This is a genomic window from Schaalia radingae (assembly GCF_900106055.1).
In the GTDB taxonomy this organism is placed as follows: Bacteria; Actinomycetota; Actinomycetes; order Actinomycetales; family Actinomycetaceae; genus Pauljensenia; species Pauljensenia radingae_A.
Genome location: NZ_LT629792.1, coordinates 197,737 through 219,518, shown reverse-complemented (window position 1 = coordinate 219,518; position 21,782 = coordinate 197,737). Strand labels below are relative to the sequence as shown.

At 60.6% G+C, this 21,782-nt stretch carries 18 protein-coding genes, 1 tRNA gene and 1 pseudogene; 3 read left to right on the top strand and 17 right to left on the bottom strand.

Features of this window, described 5'->3' with window-relative positions; translation table 11 throughout:
* Window positions 1–11 precede the first annotated feature (11 nt).
* The 7 genes from BLT69_RS00980 to BLT69_RS00950 are packed head-to-tail and all read right to left on the bottom strand — an operon-like array spanning window position 12 to window position 7,605.
* Window positions 12–1,721 carry a type IV secretory system conjugative DNA transfer family protein gene (locus tag BLT69_RS00980; RefSeq protein WP_092648143.1) on the bottom strand — a complete coding sequence of 570 codons (1,710 nt, stop codon included), beginning with the start codon at window positions 1,719–1,721 and terminating at the stop codon, window positions 12–14.
* Window positions 1,718–3,196, bottom strand: coding sequence for a putative type IV secretion/conjugal transfer ATPase (locus BLT69_RS00975; protein ID WP_092648142.1), 1,479 nt, complete (start codon window positions 3,194–3,196; stop codon window positions 1,718–1,720). The genes BLT69_RS00980 and BLT69_RS00975 overlap by 4 nt, the downstream gene beginning before the upstream one ends.
* A 2-nt stretch (window positions 3,197–3,198) precedes the next feature.
* The gene (locus tag BLT69_RS00970) at window positions 3,199–4,785 is read right to left on the bottom strand and encodes an SCO6880 family protein (protein WP_257590353.1); all 1,587 of its coding nucleotides are present in this window, start codon (window positions 4,783–4,785) and stop codon (window positions 3,199–3,201) included.
* Window positions 4,667–5,953, bottom strand: a complete 1,287-nt coding sequence (locus BLT69_RS00965) for a collagen-like triple helix repeat-containing protein (RefSeq protein WP_092648140.1) — start codon at window positions 5,951–5,953, stop codon at window positions 4,667–4,669. Before BLT69_RS00965 ends, BLT69_RS00970 begins: the two co-directional genes overlap by 119 nt.
* Complete coding sequence (locus BLT69_RS00960) at window positions 5,954–6,727, bottom strand: DUF8175 domain-containg protein (RefSeq protein ID WP_092648139.1); 774 nt, start codon at window positions 6,725–6,727, stop codon at window positions 5,954–5,956.
* The gene (locus BLT69_RS00955) at window positions 6,727–7,035 is read right to left on the bottom strand and encodes a hypothetical protein (RefSeq protein ID WP_058237697.1); all 309 of its coding nucleotides are present in this window, start codon (window positions 7,033–7,035) and stop codon (window positions 6,727–6,729) included. The genes BLT69_RS00960 and BLT69_RS00955 overlap by 1 nt, the downstream gene beginning before the upstream one ends.
* Complete coding sequence (locus BLT69_RS00950; protein WP_157886275.1) at window positions 7,036–7,605, bottom strand: DUF6668 family protein; 570 nt, start codon at window positions 7,603–7,605, stop codon at window positions 7,036–7,038.
* Between the two features lie 66 nt (window positions 7,606–7,671).
* On the opposite strand from BLT69_RS00950, the gene BLT69_RS00945 reads away from it, so the two are divergent.
* Complete coding sequence (locus BLT69_RS00945; protein WP_092648137.1) at window positions 7,672–8,664, top strand: hypothetical protein; 993 nt, start codon at window positions 7,672–7,674, stop codon at window positions 8,662–8,664.
* 18 nt (window positions 8,665–8,682) lie between these two features.
* Complete coding sequence (locus BLT69_RS00940; RefSeq protein ID WP_092648136.1) at window positions 8,683–8,955, top strand: hypothetical protein; 273 nt, start codon at window positions 8,683–8,685, stop codon at window positions 8,953–8,955.
* A 67-nt stretch (window positions 8,956–9,022) separates the two neighbouring features.
* Here the strand turns inward: BLT69_RS00940 and BLT69_RS11335 are convergent, their stop codons facing one another.
* The 4 genes from BLT69_RS11335 to BLT69_RS11215 all read right to left on the bottom strand — a co-directional run bounded on the left by BLT69_RS11335 (window position 9,023) and on the right by BLT69_RS11215 (window position 11,988).
* Window positions 9,023–10,066 carry a MarR family transcriptional regulator gene (locus BLT69_RS11335; RefSeq protein ID WP_504739124.1) on the bottom strand — a complete coding sequence of 348 codons (1,044 nt, stop codon included), beginning with the start codon at window positions 10,064–10,066 and terminating at the stop codon, window positions 9,023–9,025.
* A gap of 14 nt (window positions 10,067–10,080) precedes the next feature.
* Window positions 10,081–11,178, bottom strand: a complete 1,098-nt coding sequence (locus BLT69_RS11330) for a helix-turn-helix domain-containing protein (protein ID WP_092648134.1) — start codon at window positions 11,176–11,178, stop codon at window positions 10,081–10,083.
* Complete coding sequence (locus BLT69_RS00925; RefSeq protein WP_157886273.1) at window positions 11,175–11,459, bottom strand: hypothetical protein; 285 nt, start codon at window positions 11,457–11,459, stop codon at window positions 11,175–11,177. Before BLT69_RS00925 ends, BLT69_RS11330 begins: the two co-directional genes overlap by 4 nt.
* Window positions 11,460–11,718: 259 nt before the next feature.
* The gene (locus tag BLT69_RS11215; protein WP_092648132.1) at window positions 11,719–11,988 is read right to left on the bottom strand and encodes a helix-turn-helix domain-containing protein; all 270 of its coding nucleotides are present in this window, start codon (window positions 11,986–11,988) and stop codon (window positions 11,719–11,721) included.
* Between the two features lie 82 nt (window positions 11,989–12,070).
* Here BLT69_RS11215 and BLT69_RS11210 point away from each other — a divergent pair.
* Window positions 12,071–12,304 (top strand): annotated as a pseudogene (locus tag BLT69_RS11210) (helix-turn-helix domain-containing protein); the annotation flags it as partial.
* A gap of 73 nt (window positions 12,305–12,377) precedes the next feature.
* Here BLT69_RS11210 and BLT69_RS00910 read toward each other — a convergent pair.
* The 6 genes from BLT69_RS00910 to BLT69_RS00885 all read right to left on the bottom strand — a co-directional run bounded on the left by BLT69_RS00910 (window position 12,378) and on the right by BLT69_RS00885 (window position 21,580).
* A tRNA-Thr gene (locus BLT69_RS00910) sits at window positions 12,378–12,450 on the bottom strand.
* A gap of 133 nt (window positions 12,451–12,583) precedes the next feature.
* Window positions 12,584–14,269, bottom strand: a complete 1,686-nt coding sequence (locus BLT69_RS00905) for an alpha/beta hydrolase (RefSeq protein WP_092648131.1) — start codon at window positions 14,267–14,269, stop codon at window positions 12,584–12,586.
* 112 nt (window positions 14,270–14,381) lie between these two features.
* Complete coding sequence (locus BLT69_RS00900) at window positions 14,382–15,551, bottom strand: DNA polymerase III subunit delta' (RefSeq protein ID WP_092648130.1); 1,170 nt, start codon at window positions 15,549–15,551, stop codon at window positions 14,382–14,384.
* A gap of 92 nt (window positions 15,552–15,643) precedes the next feature.
* Window positions 15,644–16,492 carry a dTMP kinase gene (tmk, locus tag BLT69_RS00895; protein ID WP_070728275.1) on the bottom strand — a complete coding sequence of 283 codons (849 nt, stop codon included), beginning with the start codon at window positions 16,490–16,492 and terminating at the stop codon, window positions 15,644–15,646.
* A gap of 61 nt (window positions 16,493–16,553) precedes the next feature.
* Window positions 16,554–19,514 carry a type I DNA topoisomerase gene (topA, locus tag BLT69_RS00890; RefSeq protein ID WP_092648129.1) on the bottom strand — a complete coding sequence of 987 codons (2,961 nt, stop codon included), beginning with the start codon at window positions 19,512–19,514 and terminating at the stop codon, window positions 16,554–16,556.
* Between the two features lie 110 nt (window positions 19,515–19,624).
* The gene (locus tag BLT69_RS00885; RefSeq protein ID WP_092648128.1) at window positions 19,625–21,580 is read right to left on the bottom strand and encodes a DUF7059 domain-containing protein; all 1,956 of its coding nucleotides are present in this window, start codon (window positions 21,578–21,580) and stop codon (window positions 19,625–19,627) included.
* Window positions 21,581–21,782: the final 202 nt, after the last annotated feature.

Here is a 21,782-nt window from a genome sequence, read left to right as displayed (position 1 = left end):
CGCTTACACTGCTATTTCACTGTTTGAAAACCAGGCTGCTCCCAAAAGGGAACCAATTGCACAAGGGTGGGCACAGCCCCCGACGCAAACACCCATGCCCGCCCCTGCGGTAGGGCCTGCAGGTCCGACACCGTGGCGATAGGGCGCTGCTGGGACGCCTTAGACGTTGAATACGAGTGGCCCTGGCTTGACCTGGACACCTGAGTGGAGTCCACATAGTGCACGCCAATCAGCTCCGATATGCTGCGCAAGAACTCAGGCTCAGATACACCGCCGCCATACATCTTGACGTTCGCCGCCGACCACAATGCCTTCATTCCCTTTTCGCCCCATACTCGCTCGCCTTGACTCCACGACTGCAATACCGTGTCCACGCACACTCCACGCGATCCCAGGTGCGAGTACTGATTGGGCAGTTCACCCCACCGGCACACGTTCGCCGCCTCATCCAGCTCGATCAGCATGGGAGTGGCCAGCCTGCCGCGCGGCTGCGTACTTGCATGGGCTGTGGCCGCTTCCACTACAGCCACGGTGAGCGGGGTCACTATCTGTGTGGCACTGCCGCGCCCTTCCTGAGACAGGCAATACAGTGTCTGCCGCGTCCTGACGAACTCGGCCGCATTGAACTGGGGTAGCCCCTCCGATGGGGTCACCCACCGCATCAGCTTCGTGTTATTCAGAAAGTGCATGATGCGCAATGCCCCGCCATACACGCTGCCCCGCGTCTCAACAGGCATGCCCATAAACCCCTCCAGGCTCGTTGCGGCCTTACGCACGTCATCACGGGTATCTGGGTCTGCGCACTCCTCAGCCATGCTGCGCAGCAGCAGCACTGCCTCATCGTTCGTCTGATCAGCAAGCCACGGCTGTAACGCTGTCAGTGGCCTGCCCGCCAGAGCGGCAGCCAGCAGCATCGGAGAGATCAACTGGCACGCCCATCGATCCCACATGTCGGTGCCGTCTTTATTCGCCACGTCCTCAGCAGATAAAAACATGCCCGCCAACGCGCCTGCCTGCACATAGTCAGTCACATACGACAAAGGGTTCCACCACCACGACTGGCGCGTGTCTGCAAGATCTTGCGGGTCAAACACCCATGCCCGCTCGCCCGTAGCCATTTCACGCCTGGAGCGTGTTTCATCCACAATGTCACGCTTGTTCGAGGTGGCCACAACTGCTCCAGGCGCAGCTAGGATACGCGGCACCACCCAGGCTGTTGTCTTGCCCGTGCGGGGACCGGCAATCGTGATACACACATCTTCAAACGAGGACAACACGGCCGCATCCGCTGCCACGGTGCGACCTACAGGCAATCCAGCCGCACCCTGCACGCCCAGGCGCTGAGCTTTGGCTGCAACAGCCTTCAATGTGATCGGCTCAATGTCACGGCCGCGCCCCGCATACTGCGCGGCCTCATCACCTCGACGCGACTGGCGGTGTCTGCGCACACCTGCCAGGAACACCAGGCCACTCACCACCACAAGGATTCCTGCCGCAGCCGTAATCCACCAATACACCTCCCCCGTGGGATCCACTCGGCCGCCCGCCAAATCAAGCACGAGTGTGAACGGATTCCACGACACATCCGCCACGCCACGCGCCCACGCCCACACGTGCACACCCGCAATGAGCGGCACGCTGCCGGCGATCACCATGACGGTCACGACCACCATGAGGAGAGTGGACGGCTCCCACGTATCCGCATCGTCTCGAACACTCATTGGGCTCTCCTGGCCCACCGCTGATTCGTATCTGACAGTGCGGCCTCACCATCCACGAAGCGCACCTGGAAGGGAGTGCCAGGCGCGTTAGACGTCTTGAGCAGGAACTTGCCCATTCCCAGCGGCGGGGCGTCACGCCCCGTGGTTGGGTCGTAGGTGCCAGGCGCGTTCCACGACGTGAGCATGTCCTTTTCCTTTTCTGTCAGGGAGAACACGCCCTCCAGCAAGCTCATTTCACGCGCAGGCATGCCGCCAAGGAACAGCATTTTTGACCGCTCGACAAAACCTGCCGCTTTCAGCCGGTCGGCAGGCGATGCCAGAGCGTTGAAATCGGCCATCGAGTGCGTGATCATGACCTGCCCCACACCGATCGTGCGGTTCAGGCGAGTCAGCGAGTCAATCCGCTCCACCAGTCCCGATGAGGCACGCAGAATACGCCACAGTTCATCCATGACGATCTTGTAGCGCCGACGTGGGGCCACGCCCGCATCCGCCAGCGTCTGAGCTATCTCGACCGTGGCGAACCCATACGACCAGCACGCCAGCAACAAGGCTGCCTGCAGGTCCTCTGAGGCTTCCTTAAATGCGCTCACGTTGAACACCACGCATCGGTCCATCATCATCGGCGTCGTGGTCTCCACCGCGAAAAGAGCGCCGAAACGGCCCGACACCAGCGCCATCAGGGATGCTTCCAGACTTTCAGTGACCGCGCGATAATGATCAAGGTCCCCACGATCCAGCGCGGCTGCACGAAGCGCTGCAGGCGCCTGGCGCACCACTTCGAGCAGGTCAGCCAGTACCACGGGCCGCTCATATGTCTCCAGGATTCTGATTGCCTCATCCACAATGGTTTCTTCACGATCAGATGGCGGGGTGCGCCGAATGATATGAATCAGCGAGCACACCATGTCTTTCTTGCGTTCATGAGCCGCCGCAACCAGCTTGTCACGATCCTCCCACTTGCCGGCTGCCTCCAGCAGTGCAACGGCCTCCGACACGTTGCCCGCATCCAGCGGATTGATCCCGGCACCGCCATGCTCAATGCTGATCACCTGGCCGCCCAAAGCCTCGATCAGCGCCACGTAATCGGGCTTGATGTCGCCCAGCACCATTGTGTGCACGCCAAACCCAGCAGATGCAGTAATCATCCTGCGCACCAAAGACGACTTGCCCAAGCCGTTTAAGCCGAGCACCATTGCTGAGGGTGCGGAAATAAGCCCGCGCTCAAACCAGCTAATCTCATCAGCACACACCGCGCCGCCACCGCGCAGCGCGCGCCCCAATGGTGCTCCCACCAACGCCGTATTTGACCCGACAATAAACGGCCACAGGCCGCACACCTGTTTTGAGGTCGCCCTCCACGGCTGGATCAACGGCCCATTAGCCGGCCATCCGCTCCCACGGCCTCCCTTGCTCGCCGTCGCGCTGACACCTCCAAACAAGGCCGCCAGCAAGTCACTAACAAACCCAGCCATCACTACCACCCGCCCGACAGCCCTTGAGAAGCAGGCCGAAGCCCCAGCGGCAGGCCCAGGGCAAACGCGCTGTCCTGAGCGCCGTATGCTGGCCGCACCAGCAGGCGCGACGAAGACGCCAACGCAGTGACCGCGCTTGAGGTGTCGTCCAACTCATCCGTACTCGTCGTAGCAGTGATAATCAGTGCAAAATCCAACAATCCCGCACCAGCTGCCTCCTCATCAGCCACCTGTTGTGCCGCGCGCAGCTCACGTCGCGCGGTCGCCGTGGGCCGAGGAGTATTCTCCACACGAGCCGCAGCCCTGTTCACGTCCGCATCGGCCGCAGCCGGAGCCTTCGCCGCCTCCACCGGTCGATAAATGATCGTCACCCGCTTACGCTCCACATCACGTGACGGCTCCAAAATTCGTCGCAAAACGCCCGACTGTACATAGCCGCGCGCCGGGCGACTCATCACCCACGTGCGTGACAAACCGGAATCATGGCGGTAGTAGTCCCACTCGGCCACAGCACGAATAGGGCCCGCATCTTCCCACACCAACGCGACTTCTTCGCCCGCGCTAGCGGCCTGTTCAAACAAGACCTCCGCCGCCGGATCATACGCCACGCGCGTGAGCTGACATACCTCACGCGCGGTCAGCACATGCACACCACCTGCGCCCGTTCCCATCAGCGTCTGAGTCAGCCCAGGCAGATCAGAGGAAATACGCGACACCACCTGCGCCCGCTTCTTCGACGAGCCCATCTTGGAAGGGTCAAACGTGATCGTAATCCACACGCGCACACGTGCCGCGCCCTGCCCATACTCATCGACAATGCGCTGAAGCATCTGTCGCGCAACCAGTGGAGCATCCTGGCTGATGCGAGAGCCTACCTCACGGCGCAGCCGATCCCCACTATCAGGGATCGTCTCAACACACACGCTTGCCTGAGCAACCCCCATCTGCCCGCCCAGGTCCCCCAGCCACATTCCCCACAGCGCCACCTGACGGTCAATCGTGTCCTGGTCGGTCAAAGCACCACCTTCAGGCGCCACGCTCATCACCACGCTCAGCGTCCCATCCCCGTGCTCGATCAGCCCAAAAGGCCTCTCATAGGAATCACGATGCTCACTCAATCGCGACGCGTGCAACATGCCAGGCAACTCGCACATGCCCTGCGTCGCATCCGGTGCTATCCCGCCCGTTGCGTGAATATTCGACTTCCTGCGCGCCGCCCTGCCAAAACGCATCCTTTGATTCATCCTTTCTGCCACAGACACCCCATGCACATCGCGGGTCACCATCAGCAGCACGAGACCAGCCCACACGACTGCGACTGCCAGGCCGATCACCACGCCCTTCGACATGGCCACTACGCTCACGACAGCCAGGCCGACGAGTCCAAAGATCGATTCGCCAAACCCCATCTTGCCGAAGCCCGCGCGACGCGGGATACGCCAATTGCCATACGTTCGAACCTTGACCGCCTCAGCGCTCATTTTGAACATCACCACCAGTAGGACTGAAGCCGCCCATATCACTGCCCACGCCGTCACGCCCAGGCGCACCGCTCGGACCGGAACTCCCATCACGGCCCGACGCGCCATCAGCACCTGACGGGCCACTTTGATGAGAACTGTTCGACCCTTGAGAGGCTCCACTCGACGCGGCCCCCGTCGCACTGCCAGCGCCACCACCGGCGCTACCAGCACTACCCGCACCCATCGAGCGCGCACCACCACTAGCGCCAACACCAGAAGCTCCACCTGCGCCCGCACTCGACGCGGCACCACTAGCACCGCTAGCGCCCGCACCAGCACCCGCTGCCGCTGTGGCTCCTCCACTGGCCGTCGCAGCACCCACGCGGGCCACAGTCATTGCACCCGTCGCCAGCACTGCTCCCGCACCAGCAGCGCCACCGCCACCGGCACTCAGCGCCTCAGTGGCCGGCACCATAAAGGTCACCAGGGCGGGCAGCGACAACACTGCCAGGATCAGCATGACAACGCCCATGACGAAACTCGTCAAGTCCTCACCACTCGCCAAAACCCAGGAATCGCCTTGCACCAGCTTGATAGCCACCGCGTAAATGATGGAAGCGGCCGGCTTAAACATCAGGAACGCGAAAAACCATGCCACGATCTTCCACAGCCAGCCCCGCCCCCACTTCGTCGAGTAGGCGCCAGCTGCCAGCGGCATAATTCCCACCAGTAGGATCAGCATTGCTGACCGAATAAACATCAGGCCTATCTGGACCAAGTTCGCGACCAGCGCGCCCAAGCCACCCACGATCAGCACCGTCAGCCCCAAGCTGCCCGTCACACTCGTCACTGACAAGATTTTCGAGCCAAACTTGCCCGCATCGCCATCAATCGCCAGGCCGATCACCCACGTGGAAAACGCATCTGACGCATCCACCAGCAACTGTCCAACACCGACAGATGCACCGGAGACCACAGCCAGCGCCAAGAGTCCCTGTAGCACGCTCATCGCTGTTTCACCGCGTCTGGACAGCGCCAAATGGATGCCAGCCACGAACAGCGATGCGACTGCCAGCGCCACCACAAGTATGTGAGTGGTGGAGTGTACGAAGCCCACTGCCGAGTCAGCACCCCCAAGCCTGGGGGTACCCACACCCGTCCACACCGTGCCGACCTTCAGCAACGTGGCAGACACATCCTGAATGATGTTGTACGCCCATTCTGCGATAATGTTGTGCGTCGCCTCAGAAGCGACCTCACCGATCTTGCATGACAGTTCCCAAAACTGGCACATTTACGCGCTCCACTCCACGAACCCCTCCAATGCAAGTGAGTCAATAACGCGCTCACCCCACGAGTCAGTAGATGGAGCCTTAACCTTCCAATCACCGTCCTGCCACACCAACACCACAGGCCACGCCACAAGCGTGTCAGGAACCGACACCGACGACACAGCCAACACCACCATCGCCGCGTCTGGGCCACGATCCTCATACCGGAACCCGTGAATGCTCAACGCGGAGCCCGTCTCACCTTGCCATTCGGCCTTAATCTGTGCTTCAAGCCGATCACGATCCGGCCCGGCAGCCATCAGGGCAGGAACCACCTCATCAAGACGCTCCTTCGACGAAAACCACGACAGGAAATTGGCTGACGCCAAAATCGCGCCCGCCGGACTATGAGCGAAGCACCGCGAAATCCCATCCGTCATGCCAGGCCCATACCCGTTAATGCTCGGCACTGTGATCCGCTCTCCCACTTGCACAGGTACCGACGGCAACGCCTGCTCAGGAGCCACCCGATCACGCTCCGGCAAGCCACATACAGAATCAGATGCAGCCCCATCACCGTCAGCAGTGGCCACATCAGGCGACTCACCACCGCTTTGTTTACCTGCACCAGCGCCCGAAGCGCCCGAGGAAGGGGAGGCGGCATTCTCACCACTAACAGGCACAGCATCCCGTGTGACCACCAGAAAACCCAAGCCCACCAGCAACGCAACTACCAGCAGCCCCGAAACAATAAAGGCTGGGCGGGCAAGAATGTTCGTGCTCTTTTCCTCAGCCATTACAGCAATGCTTTCGCCAGAGCCGCCGCAGCCGCAATAACAATTGCACCCATAATCACATAGCCGATCCTGCGCACGTTCTCATTACCCATCCCACGCTCATTCGACACCGCAAGCATGATTCCGCCGACAATAAAACCGACAATCACAGACGCGCCGGCAATCCACATCACCCAATTCAGCACCGTCTGCACGCGCGCCTCCACACCTGGAGGCGCAACCGGCGTCGGATTCAAATCCATCCAAATCAGCCCCGCGCGCCCCACCACGGACTCAACAACGCCAACACCACTCGCAACAAGACTCATTTACTCGTCCTTTCCAATCAACGACATATCTTTCAAAACCTTGCGGACATCCCTCGAAAGCGGAACGTCCCACGCGAAACCGGTACGCCACGCACTCTGGAAGCCCACCAGCCACACGCGCGGAAACGCGCCAGCAACACGCTGACGAAACGGGGCCAGCTCTTTCGGACTGCGACCAGGCGCATCCGCCGCCAAAATCAAACCAACCAGCTCCACACGCCCAACCTGGCCAGACGCCCACTGGATTCCCGCGTCCTGCGCGGCCCTCAGCCCAGCAAAATGAGTCCGAGCCACCACGACTACGCGCGTTGACCTACTCGGATCAGGCCACGACACACCAGCATCACCCGCGCCCAACAAGCGGGCCCACGACGTCGCCCCCGCGCCTCCGTGCGCACCGACCACCCACAACGGGCAATACTCGCCAGCAAACGCAATCGGCAAGCCGCCAGCCGCCACCACCTGCGCGCCCGGCTTCCACACAGGCGGCCGGACAGACCCAGACACCACCGCGCGATCGCCGTGAGCCGAGGAGTATTCTCCACCCGAGCCAGCCCAAGGATTCCTCATGTGCGCTCCCTTCTACGTAATACGTAGACAATGCGCACACACCACCAAGACAATGAAAGACACGCAATGACCAGCTGGCCACCAATTACCATCACACACCACGACAACGGCACCGCCACCGTCACCTCAGCAGGCATCACAATTGCCCGCCTACAACCCAGCCAACACCTACACCACGACGCAATGAACATTGCCCTGGCACAAGCCAAACACTACAACCGCGCCCTACCCGTCACCGCAACAGGCCCAGAAGGCACGTACTACATGAGCGTGCACCCAGACGGACACATCCAAACCCACGACACACCAGAGCCGACAGCCAGCAATACCGGAACCGCCAGCAATACCAGCAACACCATAAACCCCAGCAACCCAAGCGATAACGACGCAGCCAGGCAGCACAACCAAACCCCCGAGCACGCGCCCACACCGACACGCTCACACCCGCACAGCAGGAAACACCGGACACGCCTCATCCTCACCGCACCACTCATCCTCCTCCTCAGCGTAGCCACCGCCACAATCGTCATCACCAGCACTCACCAAACAGGCAAAACCCTCACCCACACCGACACACCCACCAACACCCAAAGCGCGCAATCCACCGCACCCGAAAAACCGGCCGAGAAAGCTCAAGACCAGGAGCACACACCACAATCCACACCAACCCCCACCAAACCACTACCAGAACCCGCGCCCGACACACCAAAGGCAGAACCAGATCCCGAGCCCACACCCGCACCAGAGCCAACGCCGCAGACGCTCGAACCACCAACATCACCAGCACCAGAGCCGGCACCGGAGCCAGCGCCCACAGGCGTCACCTCAATGAACACCTCAGTCAACACTGGTGGCAGCGGCGCTGCCACCTTTTCGATCACAGTTTCAGGAAGCGGATACACCACCTGCACCATCAGCATCGCAGGACACGCAGCCAACGCCAGCACACCCATACCAGGAACAGCCACCGCCATCCTCACCGGCATCCCACTCGGCACACAATCATGGACCACAAGCTGTGACGGCCTCGTCAACACGGGCACCATCACCATCTACTAAGGAGACACCACCACTGCCATGCAACAACTCGAACGCCACAACGAATACATCGTCACCTTCGACGGACAAACCCCCGACGAAGCAGGAAGCAGATACTTCATTGCCCACGACTACGCCACAGCCAAAGCCGAAGGCATCAACATCGCTCAAGAACTCAACCTGAACCCAAGCAAAATCAGAATCTTCTACCGCATCACCATCACCGTCAACACCAACACCGTCGAGGTAGGACAAGACACCAACTACGAAGAAGTGCTCGAACAAATCTATAACGAGTTCAAACCCCTCTAACAAAAAGCATGGTGCCAAACTGGCACCATGCCCCCAAACCCCACTTGTGATCCACCTCACCTTCCTGCTATGCCGCCAGATTCAAGGCCTCCACCACCTCGCGAGCAGCTACCATCAGCGCCTCATCATCAGCCTGCAACAGGCTGCCTTTGACACCACGACGCGAACCAACCAACATAGTCATCCACGCGCGCGCAGCCTCACCACTCACGCCCAAATCACCCAGCCGTGGATCCACACTCGCCATTCGATGCCGCCTACTACTATCACCCACCGCAAGCTCAGCTATACGGCGAGTTCCCGCCCACGCCAACGTCTCGGTCATTCCCGCCTCTATCAGCGCCGCCACCATACGAGCCAGCGGGCCCTCAAAATCATCGACACACACCCACGCATCACCCGTATCGCCCTGGCCGGGACGCAACCCAGCCTCAGGCATCATTGACGGCTCCACCGCCTCCTCCACACCAGCACACTTATCACGAGCAAAGCACCGCCGATTCACAATAGTTGTCCACACCGCCCACGGCCGCGATGCGGACGCCACCTGCGAGGCACACGTCATCAACACCTCCCACGCGATCCCACACGTATCAGCAACCGACTCAGACCACGACATCCGAGAAAACTGCACACCCCGAGAAATCGCATTTGAGAACTGGCGCGCGCCCACCTCCTGCACCGTCACCGCCAAGCACTGCGCCGCAGTGCCTACCCACCCATCAGAAGCCGCCTCCAACACAACACGCCGCAACCCCTCATTATCAGACATCGACAACGGCACAACACCCACACACGCCTCCGACTCACACCCAGCCTGTCCAGGACACAACTCGCCCTGGACAGGCGAATCACTCACCCCCGCCAGCCAATGCAACACGAACCGCGAAGCCGCCTTACGACCCCGCACATACCGCATCTGGCGCGACAAAACCCCGCGCGACTCCAAACCCGCCAACGAGCGAAACACCGACCGGCGAGAAACACCCGTACACTCCACCAGATACTCCACAGCGCAAATCACCACACCACGAGCATCCGCAAGCCGCGCCAGCTCAAACAACACCAACGACTGCGACGCAGTAAGACCCCCAACACCACGCGCCCACACCAACCACGACACACTCACGCCGACTCACCCCCACGCAACACCGCGTACAGCGCCTCAGTCAAACGCAACTGCTCCACACGAGACGCCCCCGGGTTCTCAGCCACAACCTGACCCCACGCCTGATCCCACACCGAATCAACAGGCGTGCTTTCAACCTGGGCTAGGGCATCGATACGCTCTTGACGCAAAACCGCCGCCTTGCGCTCACGCTCACGCCGAACCCTCGGATCCTCGTCCGCACTACGGGCTGGTGGCACGCCCTTGAGCACATTCGCCCGAAGCCTGTAACACACCAAGCGCGACAACCGACCAACATTGGGCGGTAAAGCCTGATCCATCACCTGGCGAATCTGAGCCGGTTGCCAACCAGCGTCCACACACTCACGCAAAGCCTGCGTGACCGCAACCGCACCAGAAGCATCCAACACTCTCAAAGGCGACGGCAAACACTCCGCGATCAACGCCGCATCCGTCCCCGCCAACGGCGAATCAATCTCGACTTCCACACCAGACCCAACCGAACCAAAAAACTCACCCTCGCACGCCACCGGCGCTTCCTCGCGCTCGCGCACGGGTTCGGTCTGGTTAGGTTTGGTCTGGTGGTTTAGTTGGGGGTTATATGTACATATGGGTGCAGCCTGTTGCATCTGTGGACTACCCGAATTTGCATCTGTGGAACCCTCATCGTCTCCACATGTGCAAGATTTGCATGTGTGGCCACAACCGCTACATTCCGCCGAAAAGTCCACATGTGCAAGATTTGCATCTGTGGACTCAGCAGACCCAGCGAAATTACCCTCCACCTCCAAATGCAGACGATACGTCGTGCCCGACCGGTGCTTATGCGCTGGCTTATCCGCACACGCACCCGACTGATCCCCGCACCACGAATAGCGCGGGACACGTGAAATGAGCCCATACTCATCCAGCGTCTTTAAATGCGAAGCCACACTCCGTAAAGAACACTCCGCCCGCTGAGCAATCTCCTCACGCGAACGCCAGGTCTCGTCCTCATCGTTAGCGAACTCCGCCAACGCCAACAACACAAGTTTCTCGCCCTGACCAAGACCCTTAATCCGATCAAACGCCCACGCAACAGCCCTGAAACTCACAGCTTGTCACCTCCCACCATCACCTGGCACAACATGGGAAAGCGCTCCGCTTCAGTATCCGAGTCATCCATCTTGATAAGCCCAAGCTGTTGAAGATGGATCAAAGCACCTTTCACATCATGAACACTTGAACGCGACCGGCGAGCTGGACGCTCTAGCGAGCGCAGCAACACCCAGCCGTCATCGCCAGCATCATCAGCCAAAGACAACAAGACCATCTTTTCGAGCACATCGATACCGTCGGTTAAACCAAACGCCCACTCAATCGCTTCGACACTCACAACGCGCCCCCTAACAGCAAGCGGGCCGACCAGCAACCCGAATCCGACCACCGCCGAGCCTCAATAACACCCGCACGCTCCAAAGACGACAAGCACGCCTCAACACGCGCCACACTCAAACCCGTCACACCCGACACCAAAGCCGGATCAACACGAACAACCCCACCGTCATCCGCCTTCCACGCCAAACGCAGAAGAACAAGCTTGTCACTCAACCTGCGACACTCAACCCGCCAAGCCCACTGAACCGCCTCAGCACTCATCCCACTCCACCAGCCCCAGCAAACCCAGGCAAAACCTGATCGTCAGCATCCGCTGGCAACGGATCCTCTGAGCTAACGCGAGGCGTCAGAATCTCCTCAACATCCGAACGACGAAAAAACTTTCGCCCGCCTGGGAGCTGCACATATGCAATTGCCCCCACACGCGCCCACCGCAGAACGGTCTGCGCGGAAGTATTGGGAAGCATCTCTGCAACCTCACGAGCACTTAACAATGCTTCACATCCATTAGCGTACTTAATACCCATGGCTGCAGATTAATACACTCGCACCATGTTGTCTACACTATTAACTATTGACCTCACTAACAACTAGTGACATACTTGAATCATGACAGCGAAACGACCTCAACTCAGCGCGGACGAAGCTATCGGAATTGCTGTTAATCAGGCAATGTTCCTTCAGGGTATATCGAGGACCAAACTTGCAAACTTAGTCGGACTTTCACAGCCCTCAATCTCATTAAAACTACGAGGTAAGGTCACTTGGAGCGTCACCGACTTACTCAAGGTTGCCGCTGCGCTGGAAACCACTCCAGAGGATCTATTGCCCGATACAGATGGGAAAGGCGGCTGGATCCCCGCGCCGTTCACCCCCGGATATGCGAAAGCCCCCGCTCTCGCAGGGGCATCATCGGAGCCACCTGTGGGAATCGAACCCACGACCTATTCATTACGAGTGAATCGCTCTGCCGACTGAGCTAAGGTGGCCGCCTTCCCTATCAGCGCTACGCGGCTCCGCCACGCGCATCAATTGATAGGCAACGACGTTTACTGTAGCCGACTACCCACGCCTGCGACAAATGCTCGACAGGTGGAGCGCGTCACGCCCAAAGGTTAGCGCCTAATCCGTGCACTGAAGGCCGTCCTGCGGCACGGTGCCATTGAGGAAGAAACCGTCAACCGCGTCGCGCACGCACCGCGACCCGTCGCGCGAATACGCCGTGTGATTCCATCCATCCCAGCTCACCAGCACGCCCTTACTGAGCTGGTCGGCAAGCGCCTGCGACATCACATAAGGCGTGGCGGGGTCGTGCGTCGTTCCCACCACAACAATCTCCGGGGTGCCTTCAGCGTGGATCGGTCCGCGTTCGCGCGTAGATTCAATGGGCCAGCCTTCCAAAGCGGCAGAGGAATACCCGGCGAAACGACCCATGAACGGCAGCTCAGCTTTCATCTTCTCCGCTGCAGCAGCCCATTGCTCAATGTCTCCGACCGGAGAATAGTCCAGGGAGTTAATCACGCTGATTGCTTCCATCGAATTATTCTGGTACGTGCCATCAGCGTTGCGTTCCATCAGCAGATCTGCGAGTGCCAGCATCGTTGACCCATCGTCCTGCTTGATTGCCATATCCAGCCCCTGGGTCAACGCATCGTGCAACTGCGTGTCGTACAGCAGGCCGATCACGGCGCTGAAGGCCAGGGAAGACGTCAGCGGTCGGTTAGGATCCTGCGTCTCAAGCGGTTTTTCTTCCAGTTGATCGAAGAACGCGTTCAGAGTCTCCAGTCCTTCGTCAACACTTGACCCCACCGGGCAGTCCGACGATGCGGAGCACACTTTGATCCAGTTTTCGAGGGCGTCCTCGAACCCCTGCATCTGCAGTCGTTCAACGTCGTCAACACTGAGCGACGGGTCAAGTGCACCGTCAAGCACCATACGTCCGACCTTGTCGGGGAACAGCTCAGCATACGTCGCTCCCAGGTAGGTACCGTATGAGTACCCCAGATAGGTCAGTTTGTCCTGTCCGAGGGCGGCTCGCGCCATATCAAAATCCTTGGCAGCTGAGATGGTGTCGACATGCTCGGCCAGGGAGCCGCTGTGTTCCTTGCATCCAGCTGCCAGCTTGGCGGATTCAGCCTTCAGATCCTCAACAATTTCCTGCGGCGTGGGCTCTTGAGTACTGTCGGATTGATCGGCCGGATCATCGGACATCGCGGCCGTTTCATCGCGTTCTTTGTCTGTCAGGCAGATGACCGGCGTGGACTGGCCGACTCCGCGCGGATCCAATGCCACGATGTCAAGGCGGTCCGCCAGATCCATCGACAGTCCCTGGCTCGCAATGTAGGGCAGGATCGAAGTTGCCGGACCACCGGGCCCACCGGGGTTATAGAACAATGCACCTTCGGATTGCGGTGCGCGGTGAATGGCCAATGCCAGTGCGATCACATCGCCGTCGAGCTGGTCCCAATCCAACGGTGCGTACAGTGCGCCGCATTCATATCCGTCTGATGACTGCTGCGATCCTTCCATCTGTTTGAGGTCGTCATCAGTGCATTCACGCCAGTTGACTTTCTGCTGGTAGAAGCCCTCAATGGTTGGTTCCGGCAGGTCACCCAAAGTGTCGCTGAACGTTGATCCCGAGGTGATGACCGTGCGACCATCTTCGCTGACGGCTGACTGCTGGTGAGTGGCAGATCCACCGCTCTTGCGGTCGTGTCCAACGATCACAACGGCGCTGACAGTTGCCAGTGCAACGACGACCAGTATGGCGAGCAGAACTATCACGATGTTGCGTGAACGCGTTTTCATGGGTCAAGACTAACAATGATTCAGCCGCCTACCCCAGTAGGAGGCCGGGGCCTCCTGGTTCACGGGCAGTGTCGATGCGGTCGCGCACCCTCCGGCTGGACGCCACGCGTATCTAGCGCAGCGCTACCACCATTGCTTCCATTGCGAGCAGTGGATTCGCACCGTTAGTCAGTCTGGTGCGCGCCTGGTCAATCAGGTCGATGCGCGCAAGAGTCTGCTCCGGACTGGAGGTGCGGGCGATACGCTCGATCACCTCCGCAACATCGTCATTCATCAGATCCTGATTCGCACCAAGCTGCAGCATGAGGACATCGCGGTACACACTCATCACGTCCAGCAGAATCCGATCCAGCATGTCGGTCAGTGAGCGTTTCATGCGGCGGGTCTGGTTTTCACGCAGTTGACGCAGTTGTGAGCGCGCATGCGGCGTCATCTTGTCACCCTCGACCATGCCGAGCTGGTAGCGCAACTTGGCTTCTTCTTCCGTGTTGCGCTGCTCGGCAACCGTCTGCGTGTCACTCTTCGCCATCTCAACTAGGTCATGGGCGGCGACAGCGGCTTCACCGACTGAGGCAACGTGAATGGCAGCGCGGATGCGTTGACGGCGCTTATCGCGCTCCTCGGGGTCACGCGCCAAGGCTTTCGCCCGCCCGATGTGGCACTGCGCTGCCCGCGCAGCCTCGCGCGCCACGTTCATGTCCACGCCGAGCTGCCGGACCAGCAGACCAGCCACAGCGGCAACCGATGGGATGCGCAAGGACAATTGTCGGCAGCGTGACCTGACGGTGGTGATCATGTCTTCGGAGCTTGGTGCACACAGCACCCACACGGTGCGCTCGGGAGGCTCCTCGATAGCCTTGAGCAGAATATTCAACGAGAGTTCCTGAATGCGGTCCGCGTCTTCAATAACGATGACGCGCCAGCGGCCCTGCGAGGGCGCCACCTGGGCGCGCATGATGATGTCGCGCACCTGTTCTGCAGTAATAATGCTGGTTTCTGTGGCAACACTCAGCACGTCAGCGTTTGTTCGAGCCACTGTCGTCACACATCCTGGGCACGTGCCGCACCCGATCTCACTTCCTGTGCACTGCAGGCACGCGGCAAATGCGAGCGCAGCGTTGGATCGCCCGGAACCCGGCGGCCCTGTCACGAGCCATGCGTGGGTCATGGAGTGGGTGCTGCGATCACTGTTGCCCTCGACGATGTGGCGGGCGGCGCGGGCAGCTTCCTGCAACGTGGCGACGGCCTTTTCCTGACCGACAATGTCATCCCATACGCTCATCGCTCACCTGCCTCACAGCGATACCGGCGCACAGGCCTCGTACAGGCGCTGATACCCGCTGGTGGGCACACCGCTGCAACACGTCGGGCTCATCACAGCAGTCCCTCACTGTCACCTTCCCATAGTGTGCCCTGGGATTCTTTCAGCAAAGCCGCCACCATCGTGCCAGCCTGGTCCTCATCGCTTGTCTGCGATGCTGCATGCTCGGGCGCAGGCGAGTTCGGCTGGGGTGATTCGGTCGCAGACAGCTCGACCTGATCGTGCGCCTCATGATTGACGAGGAGACCCAGTGCGGGTCGGACGCGTTCCTCCAGTACGCCTCTGATTTCGCGGAACACTTCTTCAGGGGTGCCGACCGCGTCGATAACGACAATGCGGTCTGGGTAGCGATCTGCCAGGTGCAGGTATTCGTGGCGCACTCGCTCATGGAAGTCCATTGATTCACGCTCGATACGGTCAGCGGTGTGCGACGCCGTCCCTCGTCTGGCACCCACCTCGGGGGGCAAATCCAACAGCAATGTCAGATCCGGCGACAGGTCCTCCGTCGCCCATTTTGACAAGGCCAGTACCTCATCCACGCCCAGTTCGCGCGCAGCGCCCTGGTAGGCCACTGAGGAGTCAATGAATCGGTCAGCCAGCACTACCTGACCGGCCGCAAGCGCGGGTCTGATCACGGTTGCTACATGGTAGGCACGGTCAGCCGCATACAGCAGGGCTTCAGTACGCGGATCCACGTCTTCAGGTCCGTGCTGAATGAGCTGACGCAGCTGGTTACCCATGTCAGTTCCACCCGGTTCGCGGGTCACAAACGAGACGCATCCAGCCTGATCAAACCACTCTTTGACGTGTTCGATCTGGGTGGTTTTGCCTGCACCGTCACCGCCTTCGAAGGTGATGAACAGGCCGCGCCTGCGCCGCGAATCCCCGCTGGAAGTGCTCATGAGCCTATCTTTGCACGAGGCACCGGCATTTGCGTACATGCACGCTGTTCAGGCCGACGCACTACTGGTCGCCATCCGCAGATGAGGAGTTCTTCTTCGACGCTGAAGCCTTGGACGTGCCCGACGACTTCTTCGCACCAGTCCCGGCGCTCCTACGCGTCGTCTTCGCACTCTTCGTGGAGGCTTTCTTGCGGGTCGTCCTGGTGGTGCTCTTGCGTCCGCGTTTGGGAGCAGGCCCCTTGGCGCGTTTGTCAGCCAGCAGTTCAAAGGCGCGGGCTTCAGTCAGCGACTCGATCGATTCGGATCGCGGCACCGTCACATTGGTCTGACCGTCCGTGATGTACGGTCCAAACCTGCCGTCCTTGACCACCACTTTCTTCTCAGAGATCGGGTCAATACCGAATTCACGCAACGGCGGCCTGGCCGTGCGGCCACGGCGTGTCTTAGGCTGAGCGAACAGTGCCAGCGCCTCATCCAACGTGATCGTCAGCAACTGCTCTTCGCTTTCCAGTGAGCGCGAGTCACTCCCCTTCTTCAGGTACGGCCCATAGCGACCATTCTGAGCGGTGATCACTTCGCCATCTGCCGGATCAGCTCCCACTTCACGGGGCAACGACAACAGCATCAGTGCATCATCCAGCGTGATCGTCGCCAGATCCATCGACTTGAACAGGGAAGCCGTGCGCGGCTTCACCTTCTTCTTACGCGTCGATTTCGCAGCGTCGCCCTCGTCGGCGTCCTCGGGCAGAACTTCGGAGACGTAGGGGCCGAAGCGACCATTCTTCGCGATGAGCATATGTCCGCTGGCCGGGTCGATGCCGAGCTCACGGCCATCATCAGCTGCCTGAGTGAACAGTTCGGCAATCTTTGCCTCATCGAGCTCGTCAGGCGCAACGTCCGGCGGTACGTTGACGCGCACATCGTCACTGTCGCGCTCCAGATACGGCCCGTAGCGCCCCACGCGCAGCGTCACGCCGTTGCCGTAGTCAATCGAGTTGACCGCCCGCGCATCGATATTGTCGCCCAGCGAGGCAACCTGGGTGCGCAGTCCTTCACGCTTCGACGAGGAAGACCCATCCGCCGCTGCGTCGACCACTTCGTCACGCGGACCATCGACGCCACTGGCAGTCTCGGCCTCTGTCTGGCCTACGCTGCTGCCGAGATAAAACTCCGTGAGGAACTGCGTCGAGTCCTCCTGCCCGCCCGCGATGCGGTCCAGGTCGGTTTCCATCGACGCCGTGAAATCGTAATCCACCAGGTCAGAGAGGTTTTCCTCCAGAAGGCGCGTGACGGAAAACGCCAGCCACGTAGGCACCAGGTACTGACCGCGGTGCGTGACGTAGCCGCGGTCTCCGATCGTCTGAATCGTTGCCGCATAGGTGGAGGGGCGGCCAATTCCCAGCTGCTCCATCATTTTCACCAGTGACGCTTCGGTGTAGCGCCCCGGTGGCTGGGTCTGATGGTCTTCGGCTTCAGCGTGGTGAACCGTGACAGTTTCGCCTTCCTCCACGGCAGGCAGCAGGGTTTCCGCTCCGCGCGCACCATCCTGCGAGCCAGACTGAGAACCGGACTGTGAAGCGGATGCTGCGTCAGCGGCGGGCTGTGACAGCGCCTGTTCATCGCGATCCTTGTCGCGGCCTTCCTGATAGGCCAGTCGATACCCGGGGAACGTGATCGTTGTACCAGACACGGACGAGGTCACTTCCCGCGCGCCCGTGCCATCTGGCAGCTCGAGCACATCGGTGAGCTGGCTGAGGACACGGATCGTGGAGGTATGCCCCGTCGCATCCGCCATCTGCGAGGAAATTGTGCGCTTCCAGATCAGGTCATACAGCGCCCACTGCTGGCGGCTCAACACCGAACGCACCTCATCGGGGGTGCGGAAATGGTCACCAGCAGGGCGGATCGCTTCGTGTGCTTCCTGCGCGCCTTTGGATTTCGTGCCGTAGATACGGGGCTTGTCCGGCACGACATCGCTGCCGTACAGTTCAGCTGCCTGGGCGCGCGCCGCACGGATTGCCTGGCTCGACAGCGCGGTCGAATCGGTACGCATATAGGTGATGTAACCGGACTCGTACAGGGACTGCGCCGTGCGCATCGTTGAGGACGCATTCCAGTGCAGCTTGCGGGAAGCTTCCTGCTGCAGGGTTGACGTCGTGAAAGGCGCAGCAGGGCGACGGCGGTACGGCTTCTTCGTGACGGATTCAATCGACGAGGGAGCCTCACGCAGACCGTCCGCCAGGCGGTCGGCTGCAGCCTCATCCAGCGCCACTGTCTGAGCTTTGCGAGCCTTGTCCGACAGCACACCCTCTTCGGAAAAATCAGTGCCAGTGGCTACAGGACGCCCATCGAGCGCGCTCACACGCGCCGTAAAGTCACCCTCGTCAGCCTGAATGAAGGCATCGATGGACCAGTAGTCCGCGCGGATAAACGCCATGCGGTCGCGTTCACGATCCACAATCAGGCGAGTTGCTACCGACTGGACGCGGCCGGCCGACAAAGATGGGCGGATTTTGCGCCACAACAACGGTGAGACTTCATAGCCGTAGAGGCGGTCAAGGATGCGTCGAGTCTCCTGCGCGTCAACCAGGTCGGTGTCAATATCGCGCGTGTTGTCCAGTGCGCGCTCAATAGCCTCGCGGGTGATTTCGTGGAACACCATGCGCTTGACAGGCACCTTCGGTTTGAGCACTTCCAGCAGGTGCCACGCAATGGCTTCACCCTCGCGGTCCTCATCAGTGGCCAGGTAGAGCTCGTCAGCATCCTTAAGGGCGCGCTTGAGTTCAGTGACACGCTTTTTCTTCTCAGGCGTCACCTGATAGTAAGGAGTAAAGCCGTCTTCGACGTTGACGGCGAAACGACCGTACGGGCCCTTCTTCATGGACACGGGCAGTTCGGACGGTTGAGGCAGGTCGCGGATATGACCGACCGAGGCTTCAACACGAAAGTCCGGCCCTAAATAAGATCCAATAGTGGCCGCCTTCGCCGGAGACTCGACGATGACTAACTTCGACGCGCCCATGTCCCTCCATTCCTTCCTGCCTGTCCGTCATTTCGCCGTCCCGAGGGAAATTCACTTAGCCGCGAAATGTGGTTCGCTGATGACCATACAACGTTTAACCGGCATCTCGCTCACGGCGTGTCCTGTGAGCTGGTGCGCAATATGCCGAACTTGAGGAGGCGGATCACCTCCGGCGACAGACGATTTCGCAGGTCGCCGGGGTCAAGTTCCATGAGCGCTGCGATCGCGGCAACGATCTGTCCCAGGGTCAGCTCGCCATCTGCAGCGCCCACCAGGCCGGCCAGTTCCGAACTCACCGAGGTTTTCAGTCCGACACCCCCGCCCTGCTGCAGCTCGATCACTTGCGGGTCGGCCTCACCGGGCGCAAAATAACGCACTTGGGTGACATCCGGGCTGCACACGGCGTGCAGGTCCCATAGGAGGTCGGCGCTTCCGCCATCGGTGCTATCGCCCTCCACGCTGCCGCCACTGTCACTGCTGCCATAGATCTTGCCTCCGCCGGCGCGGGTGGCGACGAGCTGAATAATGTCAAGGCCTCGACGTATGTCTCGCCCGGTTGGCACATGTCCGGTCGCCACCCCGTCACATTCCACGTATGCGGGCCGGCGCTGCGTCGCCCGATCCGGCTCATTCCCATTGGCACTGGATGGTGAGGCGGCCACGTCGCCCTCGTCAATCGAACTACCCCCGTCGGCGGAAGGACCCTTCTCAGCGAAATCCGGGCGGCGGCGAGCTGCAATGAGTCCCATGCCAATCGACTGGACGCCGGCCGCGGTGAAGTCAGCCAGCCAGTCGGCGTATGCGCGTTCGAACGTGTCGCGGGCGGTGAGCGTACCGCCGGAATCTCGCAGCCACATTTCGACGTATTGGGCAGGTTCGAGGGAGTCTCGCTGAATCACCCACGCGTCCACGGGGAGGCCGTCGAACCAGCTTCTGGGGTGATCGGACCATGTGGCGGTGGAGTCAGAGTCGACCTCCCAATTTGCCAGCATCTGAATGGTGCCGCCCTCGGTCAGGTGGTCGGGTGCTTCGTGAATGATCTGCGCAATCAGGTGGTCTCGCTGCGCGCCGCCGTCGCGGTACTGCATCAATCCGGATGCGCGCACCGAATCGGGAGTGATGACGAATGGTGGGTTGGAGACGATCAGGTTGAAGCGCTCGCCGGCGACCGGCTCGAACAGGGATCCGCAGCGCACGTCAATGGCTACCTGATTCAGTGCGGCGTTGAAACGGGTGATTTCACAGGCGCGTTCAGACAGGTCTGTCGCCACGACTCGGGTGCAGTGCGTGGCCAGGTAGAGTGCCTGAATGCCGCAGCCTGTGCCGACATCCAGTGCGCTGTCAACGGGTGTGCGGTCGGTCAGTGTCAGCAACGTTGTCGTTGCTCCGCCGATGCCAAGCACGTGGTCAGGAGCAAGCGGCCTGCCCGTTGTGGCCTCTCCCAGATCGGAGAGCACCCACCAGTGGTGGTCACCGTCTGGCAACGTGGCGGCATGTGGTCGCAGGTCAAACAGAGCGCGCATCGGAGCGGCGACTGACTCGACATCGCTGCTGGTTTCACCGGCGTTCCCGGCGGGGTTGCCGGTCTCAGCGGCGTTCGCGTTCGCGTCGGCACCGCTGGTTTCGGCGACATTCGCGCTCGCGCCGGCAGGTGCGATGAGGCCGAGCGCGCAGGCCCCAGCGCTACCCAGAGCCGGCAATGCCGCATCGACGCGGTCATAGTCCACATCCATCCCCAGGATAAACAGCTGCGCCAACGTTGCGGCGGCTGCGGCGTTCCCGGCGGACTCACCATCAATCAGCCGCTGAAGCTCCACCATCGCCGGCACGCGCTGATCACGCATCAACGCATTCTGCGCCTGCTGGCTGAGCAGCGAGTCAACATAATCGACGGTGAAGTGAGCTGCTTCGAGGTCCCGGCGCAATGCCTCGATCAGATTGTCGTCGAGCGCAGGCGGTCGCGGCGACTTCGCAATGTCCGAGGGAGGGTGCGGCGGTTTCGTCGCGCCCGAGGGTGTCTGCGGCGGAATCTGCTGGCTCGCATCCGACACGTCATCTGTTCGCATGCACCCAGCCTACGCGGACGAGCCAACCTGAGGCCGCGAGGACGTCGCAGTTGCACATACCCCTAGATCTGAAGCCGTTTGATGCACATACCCCTAGATTTAAGGCCGCTCAATGCACATACCCCTAGATTTAAGGTCTCTCGGTGCACATTCCCCTAGATAAACCTCGGATGTCATCGTCGGGGACTAGCCCGCGACCTCT